The following is a 25937-nucleotide window of genomic DNA, read 5'->3' on the forward strand; positions in this document are numbered from 1 at the left end:
ACGGACTGGAAACACCATGACTTCTGCACCATACACACCCCCGGTCGCGCGTGAGACTTTCGCTGGCTCGGGCGTCGCACCCAAGCTCACGTTCGGCGGCGTGCTCAAATCTGAGCGCATCAAGCTCAGTTCACTCCGCTCGATCCGGGTGACGCTCCTCGTGACGCTGCTCGCCAGCGCGGGCCTTAGCCTGCTCAGCGCTTGGGCGATGAAGAGCAGCTTCTCGTATGAGAACATCGACCCTGCGACGTTGCCGGCCGACGCGCTGCAAAACTACCTCCTCACGGTGTCGACATTCGCGTCCCCGTTCCTCGCGCTGATCTTCGGCGTCCTCGGGGTATTCGTGATGTCGAGCGAGTACTCGAGCGGCATGATTCTCTCGAGCCTCTCCGCCGTCCCTCGGCGCACGCCGATGTTCTTCGGCAAAGCCATCGTGCTCGCCGCCATCGCCGCCATCACCGCGCTGCTGCTCGTCGTCATCGGAGTGGGGATCGCCATCGCGTTCCTGCCGGACGCGGCCTCCGAGGTGTTCTCTGCAACCGTGCTTACCGGCGCAATCGGCGCGATCGTGTACCTCGTGTGCGTCGCCTTGCTCGGCTTCGGGCTCGCGGCTATTCTCCGATCCACCGCGGGCGGTATCTCGCTCATCGCCGGACTCATCTTCGTGCTCCCCATTGGCCTGCAGGTGCTCTCAATGACCGGCTGGGAGTGGGTGCCGACGGTGAGCAGGTACCTCCCGATGTCGCTCGGCTCTACGCTCGGAATGGGTGATATTGCGGCCAGTGTCGACCCGACTTACTGGGTTGCGATGCTCGCGATCGCCATCTGGGCTGCCGTTCCGGCCGCCCTCGGGCTGCTCGTGCTGAAGACGCGGGACGCGAAATAGCGCTTCACTACAGGTGTCGCACGAGCCGCCACTAGGCTTAAGAGCGTGACGGGGGGAACGCCGATGACTGAGGCCGCGAGAGCCGCTTCTGAGGCGATCCTCCCGAACCCGCCCGGTGCGATCAGGCGCTGGGTCGCCGCGCATCCGCGAGCGATCGACATGGCGATCCTCGTTTGCTACCTGTTGGGGGCGATCCCGCTATCGCTGCTTGACCTGTTCACGCTGCACTTCGACAGGGCCGACGCCACCGTGCTCGGGTCGGCCGCATACGCGCTCACTGTTTCGCTTCGCCTCGCGGCAGGCACGATCGCCCTGATCCTCCGCAGAAGGGCGCCGCTTCTCGGCCTCATAATCGTCACCGCTGCGCTGATAGGCGACGGCGGGCCAGTGGTCATTGCGAACTTCGTCGCAAGCTGGTTCCTGCTCTACGCGATTCCCGTGTACCGCGACGTTCGCACCGGGTGGATCGGCTACGCGATTGCCGTCGGCGGCAGCGTGATCAACTCCTACGTCCCGGCGGTAAACCCAAGCTTCCCCCAGACGAATCAGGGGGACAGCCCGTTCGGGTTCATTGTCCTTGATGCCATTTGGGCGCTTGCGGTACTCCTCATCGGTATCAACCTCGGCAACAGGCGTCGATATATCCAGGCCGTCATTGACCGTGCGCACCAACTCGCGCGCGAGCGTGACCAACTCGCCCAGCTCGCCGTCGCGGAGGAGCGCTCTCGCATCGCCCGCGAAATTCACGACATCGTTGCGCACTCTGTCTCCGTGATGATCGCGCTCTCGGAGGGCGGTGCGCGCGCCGTCAACACCGCGCCGGAGGAGGCCGTCAACGCGATGCAGCGCAGCGCCGAGACCGGCCGGACCGCTCTCACAGAGATGCGCAGACTGCTCGGGGCGCTGCAGATGAGTGACGCGGCAGACATGGCCCCGCAGCCCGGACTCACCGACCTGCCAGCACTGGTGTCAGGGTTCCAAGAGGCTGGCCTGAACGTGACACTCGAGGACGAGGGCATCGTCCTCGCTGACAGGCTCCAGGGGTTGGCCATTTTCCGCGCTGTCCAGGAGGGCCTCACGAACGTGCTGCGCTATGCCGGCGTCGGGGCCACAGCGCACGTTTCTCTCCGGCGGACCGAATCGGGCATCGAGGTCACCGTGCGCGACTTTGGTCGACCAGCGAACACGATCGGCCCGACCACGGGTCTCGGCTCGGGGAGGGGCCTCGCTGGTCTTGCTGAACGCGTCCGCGTGTTTGGCGGCAGCATCGAATCTGGTCCCGTACCCGACGGCGTCGGCTGGCGACTGCGGGCGTTCTTCCCGACTGGCGCAGCGTCCGCTGTCGCCACGCCACACAGCGAGAAAGGGTGATCGTGAGCGATCCACACCACATCAGAATCATGCTCGTCGACGACCAGGAGCTGATCCGCACCGGCTTCAGGCTCGTGCTGCTGTCGGAACCCGACATGAAAGTGGTGGCTGAGGCAGGTGACGGCGGTGCAGCGCTCGCTGAGCTCGCGCGGCTCGCCGGCGACGGTGCCGGCTGCGACGTGGTGCTCATGGATGTGCGCATGCCGGGAGTCAACGGTATCGAAGCGACGAAGCGGATCGTTGCGGAGTTCCCAGCGACGCGCGTCCTTGTGCTCACGACCTTCGACCTTGACGAGTACGCAATTGGGGCCATTCAGGCCGGCGCGAGCGGATTCCTCCTGAAGGACGCTCGCCCGACCGAGCTCGTTGACGCGATCCGCAGGGTCGCGGGCGGCGACGCAGCGATGGCCCCAGCGGTGACCGCGCGCATGATCGAGCGCATGCGCGAGAGCGGGCCGGGAGGCCAGCCCGCGATGTTCGCGGCGCAGGCAAGCGGCGCGGAGGCGGCAATCGCGCCCGAGCTCAGCGAGCTCACCGAGCGCGAGCTTGACGTCATGCGACTCATCGCGGACGGGAAGAACAACAGCGAGATCGGGGCCGAACTGTTTCTTTCAGAATCGACGGTGAAGACGCACGTTGGGCGAGTCCTCTCAAAACTCCAGCTGCGCGACCGTGTGCACGCCGTAATCTTTGCAAAGCAGCACGGACTTTAGGGGTTCTCGCACTCCGACCGCGTACTGTAGAGGTATGAGCAAAATCGCAGTGGTTCCCGGGTCCTTCGACCCGATCACCCTCGGGCACCTTGACGTAATACGCCGCGCCGCCGCGGTCTTCGATGAGGTCCACGTACTAGTCGTCCACAACCCAGGAAAATCGGCCATGCTGCCGATCTCAGAGAGAATGTCGCTGATTCAGCAGGCGCTCGATGAGGATCCGGAGACCCCCGACAACGTGATTGTCGCGTCATGGTCGGTCGGCCTGCTTGTTGACTACTGCACCGAGGTCGGTGCGTCGGTGCTGGTGAAGGGAATTCGGTCGCAGCTGGATGTCGCATACGAGACACCCATGGTGCTCATGAACCGGAGCCTCGCGAACGTCGAAACGATCTTCATGCTCCCAGAGCCCTCCCACGCACACGTGTCGAGCACGCTCGTGCGCCAGGTGTCGTCGCTTGGCGGCGATGTGAGCCCCTATGTTCCGCCGTCCGTTGCACGCTTCCTCGCGACGACGAGGCCAGCATAATGGCGCGGCTGTTCCAGGAGAGCGTCCGCGACATCATGAACCGCCCGGGGGAGATGCGCGAGCGCGAGCTCGACATCGTGCTGCCTGAGCGCTTTGGTGAGGCTCTGGCGTCGATTCCGGCAGGCGAAAACCTTGCGCTTGACGTCAGGCTCGAGTCGGTCCACGAGGGCATTCTCGTGTCTGCTACCGCCCATACGACGATGCACGCAGAGTGCGGTCGTTGCCTCGAAGATTTCACCGCGCCGTTCGAAGTCGAGTTTCAGGAACTTTTCGCGTATACTCCTACGGAGGCCGACGAGTATGGGGTTCACGGTGATCACGTGGATCTTGAACCCCCGCTCCGAGACGCGGTAGTGCTTGCACTGCCGTTCCAGCCTGTGTGTCGTCCGGACTGTCCGGGTCTCGATCCCGAGTCCGGCGAGCCCCGCGATGCCGAGGCTGTGATGGCGACTAATGTGGATACAGATCCGCGTTGGGCGGCACTGGCTGAATTCAAGGCTGTAGAATCATCTGGTTCGGGTGTGCCCGAATCTGAGAGTAACTAGGAAAGAGAGCATCATGGCTGTTCCCAAGCGCAAGATGTCGCGTTCGAACACCCGCCACCGCCGTTCGGCGTGGAAGGCTTCGGTACCGACCCTCGTAAAGACTGTCGAGAACGGCAAGACCGTGTACAGCCTCCCGCACCGCGCCCGCGTGGTCGAGGATTCGCAGGGCACGCCCCTGTTCCTCGAATACAAGGGTCGCCGCGTAGCTGACGCGTAAGACTTACCCGTGACGGGGAATGAATCTTCACTCCCGCGACACGAACACGAAGAGCCGTCGGGCGTGCCTCAGGGCGCGCCTGGCGGCTTTCTTCACGCGTTCGACGTTGCGGTGGAGCCGGAGCTGCTCGAGCTCGCACTGACTCACCGGTCGTGGGCGTACGAACACGATGCAGCCCCGCACAACGAGCGCCTGGAGTTTCTTGGCGACTCGATCCTTGGCCAAGCGGTCACGGTCAAGCTGTACAGCGACTTTCCTGAGCTGAACGAGGGCGAGCTCGCGAAGCGCCGCGCCGCACTCGTATCTACGGTGGCGCTCGCCGAGGTCGCACGCGGCCTCAGCCTTGGGGCAGAACTCAGGCTGGGCAAGGGCGAGGAGCAGACCGGCGGTCGCGACAAGGACTCGATCCTTGCCGACACGGTCGAGGCCGTGATCGGCGCGGTGTTCCTCTCGACGGACTCGGTGACCGCTGCGCGCTTCGTGCTGCAGCTCGTCGAACCCCTGCTCGACGATCCCGACCGGTTCTCAGAGGTGCTCGACCCGAAGACGGCACTGCAGAAGGAAGCGGCGGCGCGAGGACTGCCGCACCCGACCTACGAGACAGTGGGCACCGGGCCCGACCACGCCCGCGTGTTCGCTTCCACGGTGCAGCTCGAGAGCATCATCGGGCGAGGGGAAGGCACCAGCAAGAAGGTCGCAGAACTCGCCGCCGCCCGTGACGCTGCCGCGCAGCTGCGCGCTGTCCGCGCGGGGCGCACAGGGCGCACCTCCCGGATCGGCACGAAGACCCGCGGGCGCTAGGCCGTGCCCGAGCTTCCCGAAGTCGAGGTGGTGCGTGCTGGGCTCGCTCCAGCTGTCACCGGCGCGCGGGTGCTCGGCGTCGAAGTGATGGACGCCCGCGCACTGAAGCGGCACACGCCGCTCGGCGAGGTCCCAGGCTCCCGGCCAGGCGAGGGCGGCCACGGCCGCACCCTGTCGCTTGAAGCCGGGCGCAGCCGCGCAGCGGACTTCGAACGGCGGATGACGGGCAGCGTACTCGCCGCCCCGCTCAGGCGGGGAAAGTTTCTCTGGATCCCGGTCGCGGGCGGGAGCGAGCCCACCAGCGCGCTGCTTGCCCACCTCGGGATGAGCGGCCAGCTGCTGCTCCGCGCGACCGACGCGGCGGATGACAGGCACGTGCGGATCCGCACCTGGATCGAACACCCCGAGCACGGCGAGCTGCGCCTCGACTTTGCCGATCAGCGGCTCTTCGGCTCGCTCGCGATTGACGCGCTCGTTGCTGCGGCCCCCGGCACGATCCCGGCGCAGGCCGCGCACATCGCGCGCGACCCGCTCGACGAACACTTCGATGACGAGGCGTTCGTCGCTGCTCTGCGCTCCCGCTCCGTCGGCGCGAAAAAGCTGCTCCTCGACCAGCGGCTCGTGAGCGGCGTCGGCAACATCTACGCCGACGAGACGCTCTGGCGCGCCCGCGTGCACCCGGACACGCCTGGCACCTCGCTCTCGCAGCGAGGCGCCGTCACCCTGCTGCACCACATGCGCGAGGTCTTCGCGCAGGCGCTCGCCGAGGGCGGCACAAGCTTCGACGAGCAGTACGTGAACGTGAACGGGCAGGCCGGGTACTTCGCGCACTCGCTGAACGCCTACGGCCGCGGGGGAGAGGCGTGCCCCAGGTGCGGCACGCTCATCAAGCGGGTGCCGTTTGGTGGGCGTTCGAGCCACTTCTGCCCGAAGTGCCAGCGGAAGCGCTGATGACGCGTCCATGAGCCGGGGCGGCTGGAAGGTAAACTCGTGGCCATGGAAACCCTCGTAAGGACTGCTTGCCGACGAACGTGCAATCCCCTTCCGGGAAGACCCTGCGCCGCCGCGTGCTCACTCCCGTTGTCGCGCTGGCGCTGCTACCGCTCGGCCTTTCGGCGTGTGCTCCCTCCGGGCCCGTCGAAGTTGCGCCTCCCGGCGGTGAGGGGTCCGCAGGGAGCGGCGAAACACAGCACTCGGGCGACGGGTCGCGGGCGAACCCCTTCCCGGTGGGGACGAGGGCGAAGTTTTCCGCTGACTCAATATGGACGCTGCAGATCGGAGAAACAGACCCGAATGCGTGGGAGGCGATTTCTGCGCACAACGGGGCAGCGCGAGAGGCTGCGGACGACAAGATATACGTCACGGTTCCTGTGCGCGTCGAGGCGAATCAGGCCGACTCTGAGGGGTATGACCCGGCAACTACGATAGACATCGACTATGTGACGTCGAGCGGGAACACTTTCTCGGCAAAAACGAGTTGCTGGTTCGCGCTGCCTGAGCTGGGCTCAGTCTGGGATGTTGAAGACATGTTCGCCGGCGCATCGGCGGAGTTCTTGGGTTGTGTTGCGGTCCCAGAGGAAGACGTCGCGGGAGGCACTTGGCGGTTCTCTTCGGTTGGGATCGACGCAGACTCCGTCTTCTTCGCAGGTGCACCGTAGTCGAATGTGCGCTTCGGGGACGCGTCGTCACGAACCCAGTGCAGCATCGATGATGCTGGCAAGGTCGGCCGGGCGGCTCCACATGGGCCAGTGGCCGGTCTCGAGGTCGACGTAGTCAGTGTTCCGGTATTTGCTCACCTCCGAGAACATCGGGTGCCGCGCGCTCGCGAGCTCCCGCACCTTGTCACTCGGGATCGAGCAGCAGACAAACGACGTTCGGACGTCGTAGCGGGCGTCGTTGGTGAGGCGCAGAGGTTGCCGCAGCACACCTCCTGGCTCCGCGACCGCGTGCGCTCGGAATCGGGCGAGCGAGTCCGGGGTCAGGCCGGCGAGGCTAGCGTGCTCGCCCAGTGCATCAAATTCCGGTAGTGGCAGCGCCGGGGCGCCTTCGGGGTACCCCGGGGCGAACGCTGTGCCGGGGGCGACAGGGCCACTATCCACCCAGATCACCCGACGGATCAGCTCCGGGAGCCGATCCAGCAGCAGCGTCACAGGGCCATTCGCGCCGCTGTGCGCGACGAGCACGGGCTCGCTACTCGCCTTCACCGTGTGCTCGAGTGCGGCGACCTGGTCGTCGAGTGTCCGTGATTCTCGGTCTGGGTCCCCGGCATCGAGGCCGGGCAGCGTGAGCGGGACCGTTGTTCGGCCCGCGGCTCGCAGGTGCTCGGTGACCTCGTCCCAGGCCCACGCGCCGAGCCAGTGACCCGGGACGAGGATGAGTGTCGGGCTGCTGAGTTCTGGTGTCATGTGAAGATTGAAGCCCACGTGCTGGACAACAGCATGTCACTATTTCTGACATGATTTGGGTGGGGTGATGAAATGAAGCGAGTGGAACGGCTCCACGCCCTCTCTGAGATGCTGAGGCGGGGAGGCGCCCGCGGGTGGACAGCGGATCGCCTGGCGGCCGAGTTCGGTGTGTCGGAGCGGACCATCAAACGCGACGTCGATGCGCTCGAGAACAGCGGAGTGCCGATCTGGTCGCGGCCGGGTCCTGGCGGCGGGTACGGGGTCGCAGCGCAGGCCGCTCTGCCACCGATCACGCTGAGCCCCGCACAGGCCGTGGCGCTCCTCGCCGCGGTCTCTGCCGCACCGGATGCGCCGTATTCGGATCACGCGACGGTTGGTGTTCGGAAAATTCTTGGTGTGCTCGACCCAGCGACGAAGGCGAAGGCCGACCAACTCGCGCAACGCATCTGGGTGAACACCGAAGATACGGCAACGCGGGTCGTCCAGTCGGCGCTCGAGGAAGCAATGACCGATCAGTTGGTCGTGCGCATCCGTTATGTCTCAGGCGATGGGGCGGCGACCCAGCGCGACGTCGAACCGGTGATTTTCGGTTCGACAGCCGGGCACTGGTATCTCATCGGGTGGTGCCGGCTCCGCGACGCGATGCGGTGGTTCCGCATTGCGAGGATCCGGCAGGCAACGGTCACGCAGGAGCCTTGCAGTGGCCACAGCGTCGCGGAGGTTGGGGCACCGCCAGCGACGGCAAGCCCGTTGCGTAGCGAAGGCTAGCGCGGCTGGGTGGCGCGAGTGCCCTTCGATCCGACCGCCCCACCCAGCGCAGCGCTACCGCTTCCGCTGCACCCGCCCCTCGCCCCACACGGGCACGTCGGACTCGGTCACCTCGCCGTCCTCGCCGAACACGAGGAACCTGTCGAAGTCACGCGCGAACCAACGATCGTGTGTGACCGCGAGCACGGTGCCCTCGAAGGCACGCAGCGCCTGCTGGAGTGACTCGGCCGAGACCAGGTCGAGGTTGTCGGTTGGCTCGTCAAGCAAGAGAAGCGTCGCGCCCCCGAGCTCGAGCAGCAGAATCTGCAGCCGCGCCTGCTGCCCGCCAGAGAGCGCCTCGAAGACCTGATCCGAGGCGCCAGCGAGCTCGTAGCGGGCCAGGGCGCGTGCGGCCTGCTCTCGGGGGAGCCCCTGCCGGTGATCGTCGCCGCGGTGCAGGATGTCGAGCAGTATGCGCCCTGCCAGATCGGGCCGCCCCTGCGTCTGCGCGAACCAGCCGGGTCGCACGCGCGCCCCGAGCTTTGCGGTGCCCTCGTGGAGCACCGGCTCGATCACCACATCGGTGCCCGGCCGGTTCTCCGCCTCGGGGTCGGTGCCACCCGCGGCGAGCAACCGCAGCAGGTGGGACTTGCCTGAGCCGTTCGATCCGAGGATGGCGATGCGGTCGCCGTACCAAACGTCGAGGTCGAAGGGGAACATGAGCCCGGTGAGTTCGAGCTCGCGGCAGACGATCGCCTTCTTGCCTGTGCGTCCACCGGTGAGCCGCATCGCGAGATCCTGTGTGCGCGGCTGCTCCTCAGGCGGCCCGGCCGCCTCGAAGCGCTCGAAGCGCGTCTGGGCGGCGCGGTACCGGCTCGCCATGTCGGAGTTGTACGCGGCCTTGTCCTTGTACATTTGCACGAGGTTCTTGAGCTTTGCCCGCTCCTCATCCCAGCGCTTCCGGAGTTCCTCAAGCCGCGCGAATCGGGCATCGCGAGCGGCGTGGTAGCTGGCGAAGGAGCCGGGATGCGTCCAAGCCGTGTTCCCGGCTGCACCGAGTTCAAGCGTGACGAGTGCCGTGGCGCTGCGCGCGAGGAGCTCGCGATCGTGACTGATGAACAGCACGGTCTTCTCCGACGAGCGCAGGCGGCCCTCAAGCCATCGCTTCGCTGGCACATCAAGGTAGTTGTCTGGCTCGTCGAGGATGAGCACGTCGTCGCTGCCGCGCAGCAGCGCCTCAAGGGCGAGACGCTTCTGCTCGCCGCCGGAGAGCGAGGTCAGGTCACGGTCTCGGCAGCGGTCGTAGGGAATGCCGAGGGCCGCGATCGTGCACACGTCCCACAGCACTTCGGCGTCGTAACCCCCGGCGTCGCCCCACTCGGCGAGCGCCCGGGCGTACCGCATCTGAATTGCTTCCTCGCGCAGCGGATCGGTGTTCTCGAGGAGCGCGTTCTCGGCGTGCTCCACGCGCTCCGCGGCTGCCCGCACGGGGGCCGCGGAGAACGAGAGCAGGAGCTCGTGGACCGTGCCAGATGCGAAGAACTGGCGCATCACGCCGACGGATCCGCCGTGCGAGACGACGCCCTCGTCGGGGACGAGATCGCCCGTAATGATGCGCAGGAGCGTGGTTTTCCCGGCGCCGTTCGCGCCAATCAAGCCGACTTTCGCACCGTTGCCAACGCGGAAGCCGACGTCGTTCAGCAGGGGTCTGCCGTCGGGCAGCGTGTAACTGACGCCGGTGAGTTCAAGATGAGACATACGGGTACTGCTTTCTTCCCCACGCACGGTGGGGAACGAAGATGGGTGTGGATCTGTGTGCGCGGACCGCGCAGCTGGCAATGCCGCGGGCCGCGGGATCGCGGGCTGCGGGATCGCGTGCGGCGTAGGGGACGGCGTCGCGGGCGGTGGGATCGCGCGCGGGCGCGGTGGATCGATCCGGCATCGTGCGGCTTCGCCGAGCGTGCGGCGTGAGAGTGGTGGCCACGAGGCCTCCTGTACGGCGTGCCGCGAGCGAAGAGAGTGCTCGCGTTGGTCTGACGGGGGTCAGGAGGGGTCAGCGACGACACCCTCCGTGGGGAACCCTGCGCGGATGAGACGCAGGCCCGTTAACCAAACGACAGGCGGTACACGCTGCAACAGTACCGCGAAGGGGCCGCGAGCGCCAGGTTGACCTTGCCGTTACGGCAATGTTTACGCTCGGATGTATGACAATTTCAGTACTCGACAGCGCAACCGCGATGCGCCAGATCCTCACCGTCACGGCAGACGAGCGTGCCCCGCTCATCAGGGACATGTGGGCTCCGCTTTCCGGGATGTACCGCTTTGTTCCGGGCGGAGTGGACATGGCAGACGTCCACCGACAAAACTTCGGCTTCGACTGGGACTTGCCGACGGATCAGCTGCACGAAGGGCTCGACATGCTCATCGAGGCAGATGCGTGGAAGCGGGTGGCCGCGGCTCTCGAGGCGGGCATCAGTGCGCTGATATCCGCAGGCCAGGGCGGCGCTCTGTCGGCAGCCTTAGACCTGCCTGACACACCGATCATGCCTGTCACACCGATCCTGCCCGAAGTCCCCGAGATCCCCGACATCGCCGTGCTCCTGGTATTGGGCGACCCAAGCAACCCGCACTTCATGCAGGAAGCCCAGGGGCTGTCAGCGTTCGGCGGTATCAGTGGGTACATCACCATCACGCTGTGGCCCACTCCGCAGGTGCTGGAGCGGCTCGAAGCAATCGTGGTGCACGAACTGCACCACAACGTGCGGTACTCGCCCGGCGGCGTCGTGTGGGACCCAATGACGGTCACGGTCGGCGAGCAGGTCATCGCGGAGGGGCTCGCCGACGTGTTCGCCACCGAAATGTATGGCGAACTCGGCCACGCGCACTTCGTCAGCGACGAGACCCGCGGCAGCGACGAGGTGCTCGCGAAGGTCGCGAGCGGGCTGGGAATCACGGGCATGCAGCACTTCACCGCCTGGGTGCACGGAGACGCGAGCGCCAGGCTCTTCGGTGCTGAGCCCGTCGGCTTGCCAACCGGCGCGGGCTACGCAGCCGGGGCGCGGCTCGCGGCAGCGTACCTCGCTGAGCGCGGGATCACTGCCGCTCAGGCTGTTGCGGCCCCGAGCGGGGATGTTGTGTGCGTCGCGACGCGGCGGCTCGGGCTGGGCGGAAACCTGGAAGACTGAGTCTGCAAGACTGAACGAGCACGACGAGAGTCGAATTCTCGCGCGGGAGGGGCGTCATGGAGTGGACAGTGCAGGAGCTCGCAGAGCGGGCCGGCACGAGTGGCAGGGCGCTGCGCCACTACCACCAGATCGGGCTCCTCGAGCCGGACCGTGTCGGGACGAACGGCTACCGCTACTACGGCCCGGCTGCGGTCGCGCGCCTGCAGCGGATCCTGCTGCTCCGCGACACGGGCATGCCGCTTGCTGACATCGCGGAGGTTCTCGACGCGTCGGCGACGGGTGAAGCGGAACAGCAGGCGCTCACCGCGCACCTGGCGCACCTTGCGGAGGAGCGAGAGGCGTTGGATCGGCGCATGCGCGCGGTGGAGCACACCCTGTCAATGCGCCGCCAGGGGCTTGAACCCCGCATGGACGTCATGCTCGAGGGCTTCAACGATCGCTACGAGGCCGAGGTCGTCGAGCAGTGGGGCCGAGAGGCCTTCGATGATTCGAACGACTGGTGGCACGGCAAAACCGTGCAGCAGCAGAAACAGTGGAAATCCAACGCGGAGGCGCTGCTTCGCAGGTGGCGCGAACTCGAGGAGGACGGGCGCGAGCCGGGTTCGCAAGCTGCGCAGGATCACGCGGCCGCCCACATGCGGTGGTTTACAGAGATCCCTGGCACCCCGACTCATGCGGGTGACCGTTCGCGGTCGATCGGCATGGTGCTCGGGCTGGCAGACCAGTACGAAGCCAGCCCGGAGTTTCACGTCGCCTTCGGAACTCAGGGAGCTGCGCGCCTCGCTGCCGAAGCGCTGCGGATCCACGTCGCACAGCTTGACGCTTCGGGGGACTAGGGCGTGTCTGGGGAGTGCCGCGGTGCACTGGGCCGAGGCGCGGGTCGTCGCGGGCTGGACCCGCGCCTGCGCTTCGGGAGCAGCCGCGCTGCAACCTGGCTGAGGAGGGCGAGTGGGAGCAGCAGGCCAATGCCGAGTGCGTATTCCCGCGGGCGCAGCGGCGAGCCGCCGCGTTGGAGTTCCCGCCGGGCGGCAACCGCCCCGGGCAGCATGATCGGCAGCGCCGTCGCAACGCCTGCGGTGTAGCGCCGCTGCGCCACCGAGGCCGCGAGGTGCGTGTACACGTGTGCCTCGAGCCCGGCGACGGTTGCTCGGTAGACCCGTGACCGGCCATGGGTTCTGGCACCGCGCCAGCAGGCAGCGGCGACGAATATCCCCATCATTCCGACGGCGGTCCACGACTGGGCAGGGGTGATGCGCAGCCCCTCAACACCGGTGCGGTCTGCAAGGCCGTCGCACGTATCGGGAAACGCGAGGGCCTCCTCCACGTCGTGCGCAGCCCATGCGGCGAACAGGAGGGCGGGTCCTCGGGCTCTCATGGGCCGCAGTCTACGCCTGACGCCGGGACATGCAGAGGAGAGCAGCGGGGTTAGGCTTGTGCCTATGGGGGAGCAATCGGATCCACAGCCGGCGCAGAGTTCTATACCGCTTGAGATCGCAGTAGCGCTCGTGGCTGCTGGACTGAGCTGGCTCGCGGTTCCTCCGTCGGGCACCGTCATGCACTGGGACTTTGACGGTGTCGCAGGTTGGTCCATGAACGCCGCCGGCTACGCCACTGCCACCGCCGTCGTGACCTTCCTGCTCGGCCGTGTTGTCACCCAGCTCGTCGCCAGGACGTCAGGGTTCGACTACTGGTGGATTGCAACGGTTGCCGTTGGCGTGCTGATGGCCGGGTATCCGGCTGTCGGGCGAGTTGTGTCCGGGCCAGGATCGTTTGTTTCCGCAGCCGTGCTTGCCGTTGCCGCCTACTTCGCACTGCTCTGGATCGCGTTTCGACGCAGACGGTGAGCTAGCTTGTCGCTGCCGTTGTGCAGGAGTGGCTTGCGACGCACCGAATTGAAGTCGGCGTGCTCGGGAAAGCCTCACTTGCTGCGGGCTGTGAACTGAGCGTGTGCGTCATCGCCCGAGACTGGGCTCCGCGCCCGGATGAGAAACCGGTGTCCCTGTGCGGTGATCGGCCCCTCGAGCTGTACTCGGTCGTGCAGGGCTCGGAGCTGGTCGCGGTAGCGCTCGACGGTGAAGTCGGGAATCTGCCAAGGGATGGCCCGCAAAAAACCCACAAGTGCACCTACGTCGGTGAAGCGCGTCGCGACTCGGGCCTCCTCAGCGTGCTCGATCGAAAACCCGTTGTCAGTGAGTTGCTGCGCCGCTGAGCGCAGTGACCAGGCCGCGTACTCCGCAGGCGGGGCGGCCATGAGCTCGTTGAGTTCTTGGAGGTCCTCGCCGCCCACCTGCTGGGTGAGGAACGTGGCCTGAGGGCGCATGACTCGGTTGATTTCTGCAGCGTCGAAGGCCTCGTGGCGGTTGATGACCAGATCGAACGCTGCGTCAGCGTATGGGAGGGACGAGTCTGTTGTGATCTGGGAGACATGCACTCCCAGCAGGGCGAGCCGGGTTCGCGCGATGGGCACGTTTGGGTTCCAGGCCTCGGTCGCCGAAATCGATGCGGGGGCGCGAGGGCCCAGACGCGTGATGAGTTCATGGAGGAACTCTCCGCCACCCGTGCCCATGTCGAGTAGGTTCTCCGCATCGAGCGCGGCGTCGAATGCGAGCCTCGCGTAGTCCCAGGGAGGATCGGCCTCCTCGAAGCGGTCACCGAAGGGAGAGAAGTCCCAGCCCTCACATCGTGGCGAAGACGCAAGCTGCTCCTCGAAATCCATGCGTCGACTCTAAAGGAATGCGCTCGGAGACGCCTCAGCAACGGTGTGGAGGCGACGGGCTTGCTTCAGGCCGGATCGCATTCGGCCCGACCTGTCGGCTGAACGTCCATCGCGTCGAGCCCGATATGTACCCAGGGCTCTTCGGGGAAGAGGTGTCGCCAGTGATTTCGCGCAGTGCGGTGACGTGGCCGTCGAAGGCAGCAGGGCCCGAAGCGGTGGGCGAGAGCCAGGTGATTCGGCGGACGTCTTGTCTCTCGCGCGAGGCTGCCTTTGAAGAGGACACGTACTCCGCGTCGATGAGAGCCATGAGATGCTTCGAGAGCGTGGCGTCTGAAACGTCGACTGTTTCTCGGAGCACCGAAAAGTCCAGGTGTTCCACGGCTCGGAGGAGCCCGCAGACTCGTAAACGTATTGATCCGTGAATGAGCTCGTTGAAGACTGCCTTAGCCACGTGCCAGCTTTCTCGATGCTGAGCGGTAGTCGGCTCGGGCGAGCAACATCGTACCTATGAAAGCCAGCACGCTCGCGAGCCAAAATGAGTCGGGAGCCTCGTAGCCTGCACCCGGTTGGGTTCCTGCTGAAGCTGCAACGAACCAGGCGCCGACACCCCCTACGCGGTCGCGGCCTCGAGGAAAAGTAGACTCGCCATATGGAAGAGTGGCAAGGCGGCAGTCGAGCGACAGGCAGCAACGTGCGGGAAGCTGCGATCCTTGGGCGCGCTACGACCGCCGACCTTCCAAGCCTTGCGCGAGTGCTTGCTGATGCGTTTGCGGCCTACCCTTGGACGCGATGGAGCATTCCGACCGAGGGGTACGATGCTCGCCTCGAGGAGCTGCAGCTGCTGTACCTCGGCCACGCGCATGATCACGGCCTGGTGTTTACCGACAGCAGCCTGCGTGCGGTTTCGGCTTTCCTGCCGCCACAAGCACCCCAGCCCTCGGCAGCGCTACAGGAACGGGTGGCCGAGCTCCACGGCGATCGATTGGCTCAGGTGTACGCGGTTGCACTCCCGTCAGCTCCGGCAGGGGCATGGACGCTTGCCACTGTGGGAGTCTCGCCACTTCACCAAGGGCGCGGTCTCGGAGTGGCTGTCACTCGGGCAGGGCTCGAAACGATAGACGAATATCGCGCACCAGTTGCGCTCGAAACCTCGTCCGAGGGCAACGTTCGACTCTACCGACGCCTAGGATTTGCGGTCGACGCGGTCACGCAGATCCCCGATGGGCCCGTTGTTTACTCGATGAGTCGGGCCGCAGGTGCTGAGCCCAGCGACAACGCGTAGTTAGTCACGTCGCCCCGTATTACTCGACTCCTGGGGCTGACTTGGCGTGGGGCATCTTGCCGCTGCTGACCAGGCCCTTGGGTGCTCTGCTCGCCACGAGCAAGCCGTTGCGTTGGTGGGCTCACTGCCGCTGTCCAGCCGCCACTGCGGAGGTGACTCGCGGGTCCTGGGCCTTCAGCCGCGACCCGCGTCAATCTCACGCAGGTGGATGCGAACCAATCGCTCTGGGGGTCCGTTGGGAGTGGCGTCTGGGGGGAGAGCTGTATCGAGTGTTCAGTTTGCTTATGTGCAGAGAGCTCGACTTGGGGCGCCTCGATTGTCCAGGGGCGGGTAGAGGCGCAGGGGGCTGATCGCGGGCGTTTTGCTACAGTTGTTGTGTGGGTGGTCGTTCTGGGCTGTGTGACGTCGCCGTCGTGGGTGGCGGCCAGTCCGGTCTTGCGGTTGCGTACGAGCTCGCGCGCGCCGGGCTTGACTATCAGGTGTTCGAATGCGGGATCGAGATAGGTGCAAGCTGGACCACCCGGTGGGACTCCCTGCGGCTCTTCACCCCGAGCAGGTTCGCTGGGTTGCCGGGGCAGCCGTTTCCCGGAGCCCGATGGTCTCACCCCGGGAAAGGCGAGGTCGCTGAGTATTTGAGGGGCTATCGGGAGGTGAACTCGCTCAACGTGCGCACTGGGGCGGAGGTGAAGCGGCTCGTCGGCGCCCTCGGTCACTTTGCTCTCACGCTCGAGAGTGGCGAGGTGGTGCGAGCGAGCCGGGTTGTCGTGGCAACCGGGCCGTTCGCTGTGCCAGTGGTCCCGGCTGACCTGGGTCGCGTTGCCGCCGATGTCAGTCAAATTCATAGTAGTGACTACCGCAGGCCCAGCCTGGTTTCCGGGGAGAGGGTGCTCGTTGTGGGGGGCGGCAACTCCGGGTGCCAGATAGCCCGAGAGTTAGCAGGGGCAGGTCGCAAGGTCATGCTGGCAGAAGGGCGCCGATTACCCCGCCTGCCCCAGCGCGTCCTTGGACGAGACATTTTTTGGTGGCTTGCCACGTTTGGTCTCATGCGCGTTCCCGTCGGCTCGTGGCTGGGGCGGCGCATGCGGGCGGTAGAGCCGGTGATTGGGCAATCGCGGGTTACACTGCGCCAGGCAGGCGAATCACTGCGGAACCGCGTGGCTTCGATTGACGGTAACTGTGTCTCGTTTGCCGCAGGGCCGCCGGCTCGCGTGGACGCGATTATCTGGGCGACCGGATTCCGGGCCGATGATCGATGGGTCAAATTGCCCCAGGCGCTCGATAGCAGCGGAGCCCTGCGCGTTGACGGACTGCGCAGTGCTGAGCCCGGACTCTATGTGCTTGGTAGATCGTGGCAGACGAACCGCGGGTCTGCGCTCTTGGGGTTCGTTGGCCGCGATGCACACGCGCTCGTAAGACAGCTCGTGAGGGACGCGCAGCGAGACAAGTAAGGGCTCACGCCCCCTGAACTGGGGTCCCGAGAATCCCCGCGATGCGCGTGGCGGTCTCAATGTCGTTCACGACGACCTGCACATCGGAGCCCTCGCTCGTGTGACAGGTTACCGCTGCGGTCCCGCCCATGTTCACGCGGATGAGTGTGGTGTCACCGCTCCTCAGCGGCACTACGGGCCAGTTCAAGATCGAGGGATTCATGCCGTCGTCGCGCGCAACCGAAACGCCAGTGAGTGAGGTGCGGGAGATGCTCCTGCGGTACGCCGGTGCCGTGACACGGAGAGTGTGGTTCGTGATGGTGATCTCAATGCGCGCCGCCCAAAGCCACCAGCAGGCGACCAGTAGCAGTGCCGCAGGGCTGAGCCAAGCCCAGGGTGAACCGGTCGCGAATGCGATCATCGCTGCGAAAGCCGCTGCGATTCCGAGCGCCACAACCGGGCCGACACGAGCAGCGCCGCTCGCGCGCACAACGTGCGTGACCGTCGCGAGGGGATCGATTGATAGCGGATCCGTGGGTGTCAAGAGTTCTCCGAGTCGATACTCCGCGGCAGCACTGCGAATCTGCACCGCGCAACTCCAGTCTATGGGTGGGGCTCGCGAGCGAGTGTGCGAGGTCGCGGTTCTTCTGGTGAGCAGAAATACACGCATATTTCCCCCCTGGAATGTGCGATGCGGTGCCGCTGGAGGGGGCAGAGTGAGAACTAGCCCAGAAAGATCACCGCGACGTGATCTGGCAATCACTACAAAGGAGTCACCATGACTGCATTCAGCAACGACATCGAGGCCGTAGAAGCACTCAAGGCACAGCACGGCGCGAGCTGGGACAGCATCAACCCCGAGTACGTTGCGCGCATGCGGGCCCAGAACCGGTTCAAGACCGGTCTCGAGATCGCGCAGTACACCGCTGACATCATGCGCAAGGACATGGAGGAGTACGACGCTGACTCCTCGGTCTACACGCAGTCGCTCGGGGTTTGGCACGGGTTCATCGGCCAGCAGAAGATGATCTCGATCAAGAAGCACCTCAAGACCACGAACAAGCGCTACCTCTACCTCTCGGGTTGGATGGTCGCCGCTCTCCGCTCCGAGTTCGGCCCGCTGCCTGACCAGTCGATGCACGAGAAGACCTCGGTTCCGGCACTCATCGAGGAGCTCTACACCTTCCTCCGCCAGGCAGACGCCCGCGAGCTCGACCTGCTCTTCACGCAGCTTGACGAGGCACGCGTCGCCGGCGACGAGACCGCCGTCGAGTTCATTCAGTCGCAGATCGACAACTTCGAGACGCACGTCGTGCCGATCATCGCCGACATCGATGCGGGCTTCGGTAACCCCGAGGCAACCTACCTCCTCGCCAAGAAGATGATCGAGGCAGGCGCGTGCGCCCTCCAGGTCGAGAACCAGGTCTCCGACGAGAAGCAGTGCGGCCACCAGGACGGCAAGGTCACCGTTCCCCACGAGGACTTCATCGCGAAGATCAACGCGATCCGCTACGCCTTCCTCGAGCTCGGCATCGACAACGGCGTCATCGTTTCCCGTACTGACTCGCTCGGCGCTGGCCTCACGCAGAAGATTGCCGTGAGCCAGACCCCAGGTGACCTCGGCGACCAGTACAACTCGTTCCTCGACGTCGAGGAGATCTCTGACGCTGACCTCGGCAACGGCGACGTCGTCATCAAGCGCGACGGCAAGCTGCTCCGCCCGAAGCGCCTCGCATCGAACCTCTTCCAGTTCCGCCCGGGCACCGGTGAGGACCGCTGCGTGCTCGACAGCATCACCTCGCTGCAGAACGGCGCCGATCTGCTCTGGATCGAGACCGAGAAGCCGCACGTCGAGCAGATCGCTGGCATGGTGGATCGGATCCGCGAGGTCATCCCGAACGCGAAGCTCGTGTACAACAACAGCCCGTCGTTCAACTGGACGCTGAACTTCCGCCAGCAGGCATTTGATCAGCTCGCCGAAGAGGGCAAGGACGTGTCGGCGTACGATCGCGACCAGCTCATGAGCATCGACTACGACGGCACGGAGCTCGCTGACCTCGCCGACGAGAAGATCCGCACCTTCCAGAAGGACGGGTCGGCACGCGCTGGCATCTTCCACCACCTCATCACGCTCCCGACGTACCACACGGCAGCGCTGTCGACCGACAACCTCGCGAAGGGCTACTTCGGTGACGAGGGCATGCTCACCTACGTCCGCGACGTGCAGCGCGAGGAGATCCGTCAGGGCATCGCGACCGTCAAGCACCAGAACATGGCCGGAAGCGACCTCGGGGACAACCACAAGGAGTACTTCGCAGGTGACGCAGCGTTGAAGGCAGGAGGTAAGGACAATACGATGAACCAGTTCTAAGCACGTCTCCCGGGCACTCGCCCGCACAGACGATCAAATTTCCCGCAAACGGGGGTTCGGCTTCGGCCGGGCCCCCGTTTGTGTTGTGCGCTGTCGCGCGCTGCCCGCATGACCGGTCGTGCGGGACCTGGTCCCGCGGTTCTGGCGACTCGGGGCGCGGCAGGGGCGTGCGGCCGAATCTGGAGTACGCTGCCAACATGCACCGTTCTGTAGGCGCACGCGCCAAACTACTAGTGTCCATTGGTGTGCTCGCCCTCGGTGTCGCCGGCTGCGCGCCCACCCTACCCACGACTGGAACGGTCACCGCCGCGTTGCAGACACCGTCGGGATCGGAGGCTTCCGATCCCGTGGACATTGTCGTCAGCGTCGATGGGGCAGAGGTGGCATCATTCCGATTGAACGAGGGTGAGGGGCAATCAGTGGGCGAGATCCCGTTCGGGTGGGTCACGATTGACGCTGTAGGCCTCTGCTCAGGGGAGGCAGAACTCCTCGCGACGTCGCCGACGATGAGCCTCACTATTGGCGACACCTGCGCAGTCGGTGACTGACAACACCGGCGACGCGCCGCGTGCGGCATCCTGGCGCGCAGGGGGGAGCCGGGCATAGTCTGCGTTATATGAACGCCATTGAAATCCTCATAGACCTCGCTCGCAGGCCACAGCACTCGGCGGAAGCGCTCAGCGACGTCCTCACCCCTGAGCTGGTGAACGCCCACCCGCACCACGACAACTCGATCGCGTGGCTCCTGTGGCACGCCGCCCGCGAGATCGACGTGCAGCTCGCTGAGCTTACCGGCGGCGAATCGGTGTGGGTCGCGGGCGGCTACGCCGAGCGATTCGGGCTCGACGTTGCGCCGGGAGACCTGGGTTACGGGCACAGTCCTGAGCAGGCTCGGGCTATCGTCGTGCGCGATACTGACTTACTCGTCGAGCACCTCGCGGCTGTCGTTGAGGCGCAGGTCGCCTACATTGCCTCACTTAGCGAGACAGACCTCGAGCGCGTCGTTGACGATAACTGGGACCCGGTCGTCACACTCGGGGTGCGGCTTGTGAGCATCTCAGCCGACGCGCTCGAACACCTCGCCCAGGCGACCTACGTTGCAGGGATGGGAGCTCAGGCCTTCGAAGCCCGGTAGCTTGTCGGTAGCCGGGCAGCCAACTAATCGTGCAGAATAACTTGGAACAGGGCGTGATCCTGCCATTCGCCAGCGATCCGCAGGTACTTGGGTGCCATCCCGATACGCTCGAAACCGGCTTTCTCGAGCACCCGTTGCGAGCCAGCGTTGTGGAGGAGTGTACTCGCCTCGAGCCGGTGTAGTCGGAGCTCGGCGCGAGCGGAGCCCACGATGGCTTGCACGGCCTCAGACGCGAGACCGCGGCCGGCATGCTCATGGTCGACCCAGTACCCAAGGCCTGCGCTCTGGAACGGCCCGCGCGAGACCCCAGCGACATTGAAGCGGCCGATAATGGTGTCTCCATCAAAGAGCCCGAGCGATACGCCGAGGCCCGAGTCGGCTTCCGCCGTGCGGCGCGCGAGGTCGGCTGCCTGCCAGGCCTCTCCGTAGTAAGCCTCGGGACGGATCGGCTCCCACTGCGCGAGGTGCGTCCGATTCCTGACATAGGCGTCCGCGAGCGCCCCGGCGTCGGCCACAGACAGGGGGCGCATCGTGACACCGACACTGATTCGCCGTATTCCGAGCATGTCTTCACGCTAGCGGGTGCGTGACAGCTAGCCAAGCGTGCGTCCGCGCGTTGCTAGGCTTGGACGATGCCCATATCGACCCGAGAAGCGACGGACCACGACGCGGCACCCGTTCGTGTGGCGCTCGTCGGGCGTGCCTTCGACGAGCCCGCAGCTGCAACTCGCCGCCTGGGCGCAGTACCGGAGTCGTCTCGTCGCGGAGCGAGGGCGTTCGGTATATTGAACGCGGTGGGTCTCCGGTGAGGAAGCAGGGGCCCGCTATGCGCCCCGTGACGATCTTCGCCTGCCTCGTGCCCCTCGCCGGAGTAGTGGTGTTCTACCTGCTCGCGGCGAGCAAGTTCGTGGCAACCTCACCGGGCGATCTGGCCCATGCCCGCTTTGGGTGGCCAGCAGACTGGGTCGAGCAAGATCTGTCGCGGTACGCGCCGCGCACATTCCCATTCACCATCGACTTCAATTGGACACGATCCTGGGACGCCCCGATAGCCACAACGGTCTCCTGGGGCCACCTTGCAATGAACGTGCTGCTCGTCGCGACGGTACTGACGGCGATCCTGTTCGGGATCGTCGCGGCCGTTCGTAGCGCGCGCCGCGGGCGCCCCGCACCGGTGCCAACGTCCGACTAGCGTGGCACCGAAAACGCTGCGTGGCCGCTACTCGTCCCGTCGAAAGACGAGGAGCGCGTCAGCGACGAGGTCGTGCGGGAGCCGATCCCACACGACCTCGGTGCGTCCTACCGGTGAAAAGTGACGTTCGAGCATCTGCGCACAGTCAGCGATGAGCGGCGTCGTCTGGCCCATGTGGTGGATGTCGGCGACGTTCCACACGACAAACCCCCCTGGTACGACGAGCCTGGCGCATTGCGCTGCTACGAGCCCGAGCTCGGCGAGGTAGCGCCCGTAGTCACCGTTGTTGTGCTCGTATGCGGTGAGTGGATCGGCCTCGTGATCCTCAGCGGTCATGTAGGGCGGGGACGTCAGTACGAGGTCAACGGAGGCGTCGGGGATAGCTGGGGAAGCCGCGCGAACGAGGCGCAACAGCTCGCGGGCGTCACCCTCGATCACTGTCGCTGACGGGACGCGACGCTGCAGTTGCTCGACGCGCTCGGGCAGCAGTTCGATCCCGAGCGCCCTGCGGCCGAGGGCGACAGCCCGTTCAACGGTCGTGCCGAAGCCTGAGAACGGGTCGAACACGAGATCGCCGGAGGCGCTGCACCGCTCAAGTACGTGATCCACGAGCGCGGCGACCATGTGGACGTCTTCCTCGGCCTCGCTCGGGCGCTCCGCCTCAAACGTCGCGTGCGTCGTGGCGAGCGTGGGATCGAGCGGAAACTGAACAAACGGGCGGTCGAGCAGCCTCTCGGCAGTGATACTCACACAAGCAGTGTACCTCGGCTCGGATCGAGCGGCCGGCGGGGCCGGCTGGCTGGCGGGGCCGGGTTCGCGGGGCGCGGGGCGCGGGAACAAGCTCGCCGCGGGCCCCGGGCCAGCCAGCCCTACTCCGCGGATCGCGGCGCGAGCATGCCGTTGAGCTCGCCATAGGCGAAAGCCCCATCGAGGGAACCGTAGGTGCCCCCGGTAAGCAGCTCCTGCGTCGCCCGCTGCGCGACGGCGTAGGCGGCCCGCACGACCTCCGAGCCGAGACTCACGCGTGCGACCCCGAGCTCCCGCAGCGCGCCGACGGTCGGCCTCCCAGGGCCGACAAGGATATTTACGGGAGCCGCGATGCCGGCGACGAGTGCGGCGACCGTGGCCGGGCTGCTCGCGCCGGGCACAAAGATGCCGTCGGCGCCAGCCGCGAGATACGCTGCCGCGCGCTCAAGCGCGGCTTCCAGCCGCTCGCCCTCCTGGTTGCCGGCCTGCTTGCTGCCTGCTTGGGCACCAGGCTGACTGCTGGTCTGCCAGAAGACGTCGGTTCGGGCGTTGATGAACAGCTCGCTGCCCGCGCGATCGGCTGCGGCGCGGGCCGCCGCGATACGCTCGGCGAAGATGTCCGGCGGAACCGTGCCGTCCTCGATATTCACGCCGACGGCACCGGCCTCGATGACGGAGGTGATGCTGCGGTCGATCCCGCCAGGTGCCTCGGCGAAGCCGCCCTCAATATCGGCGGTGACGGGAACGCTCACGGCGGCGGCGATGCTGGCGATCGCGGCGATGGCCCGGTCGCGGTCGAGCTTGTCGCCATCCTGGGATCCAAGCGACCAGGCGATGCCGGCGCTCGTTGTTGCGACTGCCCTGGCACCTGCCCGCTCGGCGACGATCGCGCTCGCGACGTCCCACGCGTTGCTCAGCGCGAGCGGCTGCGCGGGATCGTGGAGTGAACGGAAATGAGCGGCTGTGCTGTTCGGTGCTTGCATCCTGCTATTACATCAGTTGGAGGAGGGCGCTCTCGCGAACATCGGACACGGTAGCGGATTTGGCACCGGCTGCTCAGCTCGCTCCGCCCCAACGCTCACGGAGCCCGGCGAACATGTTGGCGTGACCGAAGAGCGCCCGTAGTCACCGTTGTTGTGCTCGTATGCGGTGAGTGGATCGGCCTCGTGATCCTCAGCGGTCATGTAGGGCGGCGACGTCAGCACGAGGTCAACGGAGGCGTCGGGGATAGCTGGGGAAGCCGCGCGAACGAGGCGCAACAGCTCGCGGGCGTCACCCTCGATCACTGTCGCTGACGGGACGCGACGCTGCAGTTGCTCGACGCGCTCGGGCAGCAGTTCCATCCCGACCGCCCTGCGGCCGAGGGCAATAGCCCGTTCAACGGTCGTGCCGAAGCCCGAAAACGGGTCGAACACGAGATCGCCAGAGGCGCTGCACCGCTCAAGTACGTGATCCACGAGCGCGGCGACCATGTGGACGTCTTCCTCGGCCTCGCTCGGGCGCTCCGCCTCAAACGTCGCGTGCGTCGTGGCGAGCGTGGGATCGAGCGGAAACTGAATACGCGGGCAGTATCGCAGCTAGGCGCGGGGTTTCGGGGCGAGGAGCTCGTTGAGGGTGCCGTAGGCGAAGCCGCCAGCGAGCGCGTCATAGGTGCCGACTGTGAGGAGCTCCGTGGCGGCTCGCTGAACGACAGCGTATGCGGCCTGTGCAACGTCGGAGCCGAGGCTTACGCGCGCGACGCCGAGGTCCCTCAGCTCGTGCACGGGAAGGGCGCCTGCGCCAACCATGACGTTCACGGGGGCAGGAACGCCGTCGACGAGAGCGGCGATGGCGGTCGCGCTTCTCGCGCCGGGCACGAAAATGCCGTTTGCCCCGGCCGCGAGATAGCTGGCCGCACGGGTAAGCACCTCACCAGTCTGCTGCTCTTCGGTTCCCTCACCGCGGAGGAACACGTCAGTGCGCGCATTGATGAACAGGTTCACGCCCGCCCTGTCGGCTGCGTCGCGCGCCGCGGCGATCCGCTTCGCGAACTCCTCGGCGGCGAGGGATCCATCCTCGATGTTGACGCCGACAGCGCCAGCATCGAGGACCATCGCAATGCTCTGCGCGATGCCGCCTTCAGCCTCGGCGAACCCGCCCTCGATGTCGGCGGTCACCGGCACACGTACCGCTGCTGCGATGCGGGCAATCGCGGCGACGGCCTGATCACGGTCGAGGTGGTCCCCGTCTTGCGCCCCGAGGGACCAGGCAATGCCAGCGCTTGTCGTCGCGACGGCAGTGGCGCCGGCTTGTTCCGCGATGATCGCACTCGCAACATCCCAGGCGTTGCTCAGCGCGAGCGGGTGCTTGGGATCGTGCAGCGAGTGAAAGCGTTCGGCAAGAGAATTAATTGGTTGCATGATGCTATTTCATCAGTTCTGCTGAGGCTTGTCCCGCGGAAATCGGACGCGGCGGTGAACGAGCTCGTCGCGGTGCTGCCAGTGCGCTCAAACTGGGTATCCCGCCAGTACAGCGATAGATATGCTGGCTGCATGAGCAGGCCGCCCGTACGAGCAGCGCGCAGACCCCGCGCCGACTACGTGACCGGCCCCGTGACGAAGTCGCTGCGCTGGATCTCGCTCGGCGTGGCCCTCGCCATGAGCGTCGTGCTCCTCGCGAGCTACCCGAGCCTGCCGGAGACGATCCCGATCCACTTCAACGTTGCAGGGAAGGCTGACGGTTGGGGGCCGCGGAGCGCGATCCTCATGCTCGTCGGTGTCTTCACCGTCTTGGCGAGCGCCATCACATGGCTGTCGTTCCGGCCGCACGTCTTTAACTACCCGGTCGAGGTGACTGAGGAGAACGCTCAGGCTGTCTATCGCGAGGGTGAGCGCACGCTCGTTTGGGTATGCGCCGCGATGACGATGGCGTACGTTGGCATGGGATTGGGATCGCTCATCGACATCGACCCCGGGCTCGCGATCGCGGTCTCGATGGTTGGCATGCTCGCAGCGGCCGTCGTCGGGATCGTACGGTCAGTGCGAGCCGCGGGAGGTCGGCGGTAGGCTTCTCCGGTGAGATTTTCAAGCTTCGAGCGACTCCTCGCCCTGCGCCACACCGAGGCCGGAGGTGACGGCGGCACAGCCGCTGCTGTAGGCCCTACGGTGCCGGTCGAGGGTCCGTGGCCCGAAGAGGAGAGCAGCGGCTACGAATCCGGCACGGTGCGCATCGACGGTGAACTCTGGCGGATCCGCACCGCCCGCGTGACCCCAACCAAACCCGGCGCGTTCGTCGCGGTCTGGGAACGGGGCGAAGACGGGGCAACGCGACCGTTCGCGTCCGACGACCGCGCCGAGGGCCTCCTCGTGCTCGTCGACGAGGGGGAGCGCTTCGGGGTGTTCCGCTTCAGTCGAACCATGCTTGCAGAGCTCGGCATCACCCGCTCGAACGCCGCTGGCGGCAAGCGCGGCTTCCGCGTCTATCCCGCATGGAGCACCGGCCTCAACGCTCAGGCGACCCGCACGCAGCGGCTTCAGGCGCCCGCGTTCGAGCGGCTCGCGTAGCGGCCACGGATCTCGGACGGGAAGCCGCAGAAGACCTGGGATCTGCACAAGGTAGGTCGAATCGGGAAGCTGCTGTCCTCGCTATTGCAGAAATGAGAGATACGGGCCGAGCGCAGCGCCGTGAGG

Annotated in this window: 32 protein-coding genes; 21 read left to right on the plus strand and 11 right to left on the minus strand. The window is 66.0% G+C overall.

Going from position 1 to position 25937, the window contains the following annotated elements; all coding sequences use genetic code 11:
* Positions 1 to 16: 16 nt before the first annotated feature.
* From SD72_RS08405 to SD72_RS08445, 9 genes are all read left to right on the plus strand, one after another.
* A complete protein-coding gene (locus tag SD72_RS08405) occupies positions 17 to 886 on the plus strand; it encodes an ABC transporter permease subunit (RefSeq protein ID WP_042543999.1) in 870 nt (289 codons plus the stop codon).
* A gap of 45 nt (positions 887 to 931) precedes the next feature.
* Positions 932 to 2257: a sensor histidine kinase gene (locus SD72_RS08410; protein WP_157000514.1), complete on the plus strand. Its 1326-nt coding sequence runs from the start codon at positions 932 to 934 to the stop codon at positions 2255 to 2257.
* A gap of 29 nt (positions 2258 to 2286) precedes the next feature.
* On the plus strand, positions 2287 to 2970 hold the full coding sequence (locus SD72_RS08415; protein WP_198141918.1) for a response regulator: 684 nt from the start codon (positions 2287 to 2289) through the stop codon (positions 2968 to 2970).
* Positions 2971 to 3004: 34 nt separating this feature from the next.
* On the plus strand, positions 3005 to 3499 hold the full coding sequence (gene coaD / locus SD72_RS08420) for a pantetheine-phosphate adenylyltransferase (RefSeq protein ID WP_042544001.1): 495 nt from the start codon (positions 3005 to 3007) through the stop codon (positions 3497 to 3499).
* A complete protein-coding gene (locus tag SD72_RS08425) occupies positions 3499 to 4044 on the plus strand; it encodes a YceD family protein (RefSeq protein ID WP_042544002.1) in 546 nt (181 codons plus the stop codon). The genes coaD and SD72_RS08425 overlap by 1 nt, the downstream gene beginning before the upstream one ends.
* Before the next feature lie 13 nt (positions 4045 to 4057).
* Positions 4058 to 4261: a 50S ribosomal protein L32 gene (gene rpmF / locus SD72_RS08430; RefSeq protein WP_042544003.1), complete on the plus strand. Its 204-nt coding sequence runs from the start codon at positions 4058 to 4060 to the stop codon at positions 4259 to 4261.
* A 63-nt stretch (positions 4262 to 4324) separates the two neighbouring features.
* Complete coding sequence (gene rnc / locus SD72_RS08435) at positions 4325 to 5062, plus strand: ribonuclease III (protein ID WP_042544004.1); 738 nt, start codon at positions 4325 to 4327, stop codon at positions 5060 to 5062.
* Between the two features lie 3 nt (positions 5063 to 5065).
* A complete protein-coding gene (mutM, locus tag SD72_RS08440) occupies positions 5066 to 6013 on the plus strand; it encodes a bifunctional DNA-formamidopyrimidine glycosylase/DNA-(apurinic or apyrimidinic site) lyase (RefSeq protein ID WP_042544005.1) in 948 nt (315 codons plus the stop codon).
* Between the two features lie 80 nt (positions 6014 to 6093).
* Entirely contained in the window at positions 6094 to 6720 is a 627-nt protein-coding gene (locus tag SD72_RS08445; protein ID WP_157000515.1) for a hypothetical protein, read from the plus strand.
* 27 nt (positions 6721 to 6747) lie between these two features.
* On the opposite strand, the gene SD72_RS08450 is transcribed toward SD72_RS08445, so the two are convergent.
* A complete protein-coding gene (locus tag SD72_RS08450; protein WP_042544054.1) occupies positions 6748 to 7467 on the minus strand; it encodes an alpha/beta fold hydrolase in 720 nt (239 codons plus the stop codon).
* Positions 7468 to 7539: 72 nt separating this feature from the next.
* On the opposite strand from SD72_RS08450, the gene SD72_RS08455 reads away from it, so the two are divergent.
* On the plus strand, positions 7540 to 8235 hold the full coding sequence (locus SD72_RS08455) for a helix-turn-helix transcriptional regulator (protein ID WP_042544007.1): 696 nt from the start codon (positions 7540 to 7542) through the stop codon (positions 8233 to 8235).
* A 54-nt stretch (positions 8236 to 8289) separates the two neighbouring features.
* Here SD72_RS08455 and SD72_RS08460 read toward each other — a convergent pair whose 3' ends face one another.
* On the minus strand, positions 8290 to 9972 hold the full coding sequence (locus SD72_RS08460; protein ID WP_042544008.1) for an ABC-F family ATP-binding cassette domain-containing protein: 1683 nt from the start codon (positions 9970 to 9972) through the stop codon (positions 8290 to 8292).
* A 446-nt stretch (positions 9973 to 10418) separates the two neighbouring features.
* Between SD72_RS08460 and SD72_RS08465 the strand changes: the two genes are divergently transcribed.
* Both SD72_RS08465 and SD72_RS08470 read left to right on the plus strand, forming a co-directional pair.
* On the plus strand, positions 10419 to 11399 hold the full coding sequence (locus tag SD72_RS08465) for a DUF2268 domain-containing protein (protein ID WP_042544009.1): 981 nt from the start codon (positions 10419 to 10421) through the stop codon (positions 11397 to 11399).
* Positions 11400 to 11455: 56 nt separating this feature from the next.
* Positions 11456 to 12235: a MerR family transcriptional regulator gene (locus SD72_RS08470; RefSeq protein WP_042544010.1), complete on the plus strand. Its 780-nt coding sequence runs from the start codon at positions 11456 to 11458 to the stop codon at positions 12233 to 12235.
* Here the strand turns inward: SD72_RS08470 and SD72_RS16935 are convergent.
* Positions 12232 to 12774 (minus strand): HXXEE domain-containing protein, encoded by a 543-nt coding sequence (locus tag SD72_RS16935; RefSeq protein ID WP_052492559.1) that lies wholly within the window; start codon positions 12772 to 12774, stop codon positions 12232 to 12234. The two genes, SD72_RS08470 and SD72_RS16935, sit on opposite strands and share 4 nt — an antisense overlap.
* 64 nt (positions 12775 to 12838) lie before the next feature.
* On the opposite strand from SD72_RS16935, the gene SD72_RS17965 reads away from it, so the two are divergent.
* Positions 12839 to 13243, plus strand: coding sequence for a hypothetical protein (locus SD72_RS17965; protein ID WP_042544011.1), 405 nt, complete (start codon positions 12839 to 12841; stop codon positions 13241 to 13243).
* Positions 13244 to 13317: 74 nt separating this feature from the next.
* On the opposite strand, the gene SD72_RS08485 is transcribed toward SD72_RS17965, so the two are convergent.
* Together SD72_RS08485 and SD72_RS08490 are read right to left on the minus strand one after the other, a co-directional pair.
* Entirely contained in the window at positions 13318 to 14115 is a 798-nt protein-coding gene (locus tag SD72_RS08485) for a class I SAM-dependent methyltransferase (RefSeq protein WP_042544012.1), read from the minus strand.
* Positions 14116 to 14149: 34 nt separating this feature from the next.
* Positions 14150 to 14566 carry a transcriptional regulator gene (locus tag SD72_RS08490; RefSeq protein WP_084767005.1) on the minus strand — a complete coding sequence of 139 codons (417 nt, stop codon included), beginning with the start codon at positions 14564 to 14566 and terminating at the stop codon, positions 14150 to 14152.
* A 198-nt stretch (positions 14567 to 14764) separates the two neighbouring features.
* On the opposite strand from SD72_RS08490, the gene SD72_RS08495 reads away from it, so the two are divergent.
* Positions 14765 to 15397, plus strand: a complete 633-nt coding sequence (locus SD72_RS08495) for a GNAT family N-acetyltransferase (RefSeq protein WP_157000516.1) — start codon at positions 14765 to 14767, stop codon at positions 15395 to 15397.
* 413 nt (positions 15398 to 15810) lie between these two features.
* Entirely contained in the window at positions 15811 to 16845 is a 1035-nt protein-coding gene (locus SD72_RS18700) for a flavin-containing monooxygenase (protein WP_420038422.1), read from the plus strand.
* Between the two features lie 4 nt (positions 16846 to 16849).
* Here SD72_RS18700 and SD72_RS16940 read toward each other — a convergent pair whose 3' ends face one another.
* Positions 16850 to 17413 carry a hypothetical protein gene (locus tag SD72_RS16940; protein WP_052492560.1) on the minus strand — a complete coding sequence of 188 codons (564 nt, stop codon included), beginning with the start codon at positions 17411 to 17413 and terminating at the stop codon, positions 16850 to 16852.
* A 189-nt stretch (positions 17414 to 17602) separates the two neighbouring features.
* On the opposite strand from SD72_RS16940, the gene SD72_RS08510 reads away from it, so the two are divergent.
* The 3 genes from SD72_RS08510 to SD72_RS08520 all read left to right on the plus strand — a co-directional run bounded on the left by SD72_RS08510 (position 17603) and on the right by SD72_RS08520 (position 20330).
* Complete coding sequence (locus SD72_RS08510; protein WP_042544013.1) at positions 17603 to 19195, plus strand: isocitrate lyase; 1593 nt, start codon at positions 17603 to 17605, stop codon at positions 19193 to 19195.
* Between the two features lie 197 nt (positions 19196 to 19392).
* Positions 19393 to 19743 carry a hypothetical protein gene (locus SD72_RS08515; RefSeq protein ID WP_157000517.1) on the plus strand — a complete coding sequence of 117 codons (351 nt, stop codon included), beginning with the start codon at positions 19393 to 19395 and terminating at the stop codon, positions 19741 to 19743.
* Between the two features lie 68 nt (positions 19744 to 19811).
* Complete coding sequence (locus SD72_RS08520) at positions 19812 to 20330, plus strand: mycothiol transferase (protein ID WP_042544015.1); 519 nt, start codon at positions 19812 to 19814, stop codon at positions 20328 to 20330.
* Positions 20331 to 20353: 23 nt separating this feature from the next.
* Here SD72_RS08520 and SD72_RS08525 read toward each other — a convergent pair whose 3' ends face one another.
* Complete coding sequence (locus SD72_RS08525; protein WP_042544016.1) at positions 20354 to 20896, minus strand: GNAT family N-acetyltransferase; 543 nt, start codon at positions 20894 to 20896, stop codon at positions 20354 to 20356.
* A 260-nt stretch (positions 20897 to 21156) separates the two neighbouring features.
* On the opposite strand from SD72_RS08525, the gene SD72_RS08530 reads away from it, so the two are divergent.
* The gene (locus SD72_RS08530; protein ID WP_042544017.1) at positions 21157 to 21522 is read left to right on the plus strand and encodes a hypothetical protein; all 366 of its coding nucleotides are present in this window, start codon (positions 21157 to 21159) and stop codon (positions 21520 to 21522) included.
* A gap of 27 nt (positions 21523 to 21549) precedes the next feature.
* Here SD72_RS08530 and SD72_RS08535 read toward each other — a convergent pair whose 3' ends face one another.
* The 4 genes from SD72_RS08535 to SD72_RS08550 all read right to left on the minus strand — a co-directional run bounded on the left by SD72_RS08535 (position 21550) and on the right by SD72_RS08550 (position 24668).
* Positions 21550 to 22272: a DNA methyltransferase gene (locus SD72_RS08535; protein ID WP_042544018.1), complete on the minus strand. Its 723-nt coding sequence runs from the start codon at positions 22270 to 22272 to the stop codon at positions 21550 to 21552.
* A 119-nt stretch (positions 22273 to 22391) separates the two neighbouring features.
* On the minus strand, positions 22392 to 23252 hold the full coding sequence (locus tag SD72_RS08540; RefSeq protein ID WP_042544019.1) for an isocitrate lyase/PEP mutase family protein: 861 nt from the start codon (positions 23250 to 23252) through the stop codon (positions 22392 to 22394).
* A 12-nt stretch (positions 23253 to 23264) separates the two neighbouring features.
* Positions 23265 to 23741 (minus strand): DNA methyltransferase, encoded by a 477-nt coding sequence (locus tag SD72_RS08545; RefSeq protein ID WP_084767006.1) that lies wholly within the window; start codon positions 23739 to 23741, stop codon positions 23265 to 23267.
* 105 nt (positions 23742 to 23846) lie between these two features.
* A complete protein-coding gene (locus SD72_RS08550) occupies positions 23847 to 24668 on the minus strand; it encodes an isocitrate lyase/PEP mutase family protein (RefSeq protein WP_042544020.1) in 822 nt (273 codons plus the stop codon).
* A gap of 132 nt (positions 24669 to 24800) precedes the next feature.
* Here SD72_RS08550 and SD72_RS08555 point away from each other — a divergent pair, with 132 nt between their 5' ends.
* Both SD72_RS08555 and SD72_RS08560 read left to right on the plus strand, forming a co-directional pair.
* The gene (locus SD72_RS08555) at positions 24801 to 25313 is read left to right on the plus strand and encodes a DUF1648 domain-containing protein (RefSeq protein ID WP_042544061.1); all 513 of its coding nucleotides are present in this window, start codon (positions 24801 to 24803) and stop codon (positions 25311 to 25313) included.
* Positions 25314 to 25322: 9 nt separating this feature from the next.
* Positions 25323 to 25811, plus strand: coding sequence for a MepB family protein (locus SD72_RS08560; RefSeq protein WP_232299701.1), 489 nt, complete (start codon positions 25323 to 25325; stop codon positions 25809 to 25811).
* Positions 25812 to 25937: the final 126 nt, after the last annotated feature.

This window comes from Leucobacter komagatae, from assembly GCF_000834055.1.
Lineage (GTDB): Bacteria > Actinomycetota > Actinomycetes > Actinomycetales > Microbacteriaceae > Leucobacter > Leucobacter komagatae_A.

Excerpts from the sequence above, each read along its gene's own strand:
- SD72_RS08405 (WP_042543999.1), top strand. The coding sequence starts at position 17 with ATGACTTCTGCACCATACACACCCCCGGTCGCGCGTGAGACTTTCGCT.
- SD72_RS08415 (WP_198141918.1), top strand. The coding sequence starts at position 2,287 with ATGCTCGTCGACGACCAGGAGCTGATCCGCACCGGCTTCAGGCTCGTG.
- coaD (WP_042544001.1), top strand. The coding sequence starts at position 3,005 with ATGAGCAAAATCGCAGTGGTTCCCGGGTCCTTCGACCCGATCACCCTC.
- SD72_RS08425 (WP_042544002.1), top strand. The coding sequence starts at position 3,499 with ATGGCGCGGCTGTTCCAGGAGAGCGTCCGCGACATCATGAACCGCCCG.
- rpmF (WP_042544003.1), top strand. The coding sequence starts at position 4,058 with ATGGCTGTTCCCAAGCGCAAGATGTCGCGTTCGAACACCCGCCACCGC.
- SD72_RS08450 (WP_042544054.1), bottom strand. The coding sequence starts at position 7,467 with ATGACACCAGAACTCAGCAGCCCGACACTCATCCTCGTCCCGGGTCAC.
- SD72_RS08455 (WP_042544007.1), top strand. The coding sequence starts at position 7,540 with ATGAAGCGAGTGGAACGGCTCCACGCCCTCTCTGAGATGCTGAGGCGG.
- SD72_RS08460 (WP_042544008.1), bottom strand. The coding sequence starts at position 9,972 with ATGTCTCATCTTGAACTCACCGGCGTCAGTTACACGCTGCCCGACGGC.
- SD72_RS08465 (WP_042544009.1), top strand. The coding sequence starts at position 10,419 with ATGACAATTTCAGTACTCGACAGCGCAACCGCGATGCGCCAGATCCTC.
- SD72_RS08470 (WP_042544010.1), top strand. The coding sequence starts at position 11,456 with ATGGAGTGGACAGTGCAGGAGCTCGCAGAGCGGGCCGGCACGAGTGGC.
- SD72_RS16935 (WP_052492559.1), bottom strand. The coding sequence starts at position 12,774 with ATGAGAGCCCGAGGACCCGCCCTCCTGTTCGCCGCATGGGCTGCGCAC.
- SD72_RS17965 (WP_042544011.1), top strand. The coding sequence starts at position 12,839 with ATGGGGGAGCAATCGGATCCACAGCCGGCGCAGAGTTCTATACCGCTT.
- SD72_RS08485 (WP_042544012.1), bottom strand. The coding sequence starts at position 14,115 with ATGGATTTCGAGGAGCAGCTTGCGTCTTCGCCACGATGTGAGGGCTGG.
- SD72_RS08495 (WP_157000516.1), top strand. The coding sequence starts at position 14,765 with ATGGAAGAGTGGCAAGGCGGCAGTCGAGCGACAGGCAGCAACGTGCGG.
- SD72_RS08510 (WP_042544013.1), top strand. The coding sequence starts at position 17,603 with ATGACTGCATTCAGCAACGACATCGAGGCCGTAGAAGCACTCAAGGCA.
- SD72_RS08515 (WP_157000517.1), top strand. The coding sequence starts at position 19,393 with ATGCACCGTTCTGTAGGCGCACGCGCCAAACTACTAGTGTCCATTGGT.
- SD72_RS08520 (WP_042544015.1), top strand. The coding sequence starts at position 19,812 with ATGAACGCCATTGAAATCCTCATAGACCTCGCTCGCAGGCCACAGCAC.
- SD72_RS08525 (WP_042544016.1), bottom strand. The coding sequence starts at position 20,896 with ATGCTCGGAATACGGCGAATCAGTGTCGGTGTCACGATGCGCCCCCTG.
- SD72_RS08530 (WP_042544017.1), top strand. The coding sequence starts at position 21,157 with ATGCGCCCCGTGACGATCTTCGCCTGCCTCGTGCCCCTCGCCGGAGTA.
- SD72_RS08540 (WP_042544019.1), bottom strand. The coding sequence starts at position 23,252 with ATGCAAGCACCGAACAGCACAGCCGCTCATTTCCGTTCACTCCACGAT.
- SD72_RS08545 (WP_084767006.1), bottom strand. The coding sequence starts at position 23,741 with ATGGTCGCCGCGCTCGTGGATCACGTACTTGAGCGGTGCAGCGCCTCT.
- SD72_RS08550 (WP_042544020.1), bottom strand. The coding sequence starts at position 24,668 with ATGCAACCAATTAATTCTCTTGCCGAACGCTTTCACTCGCTGCACGAT.
- SD72_RS08555 (WP_042544061.1), top strand. The coding sequence starts at position 24,801 with ATGAGCAGGCCGCCCGTACGAGCAGCGCGCAGACCCCGCGCCGACTAC.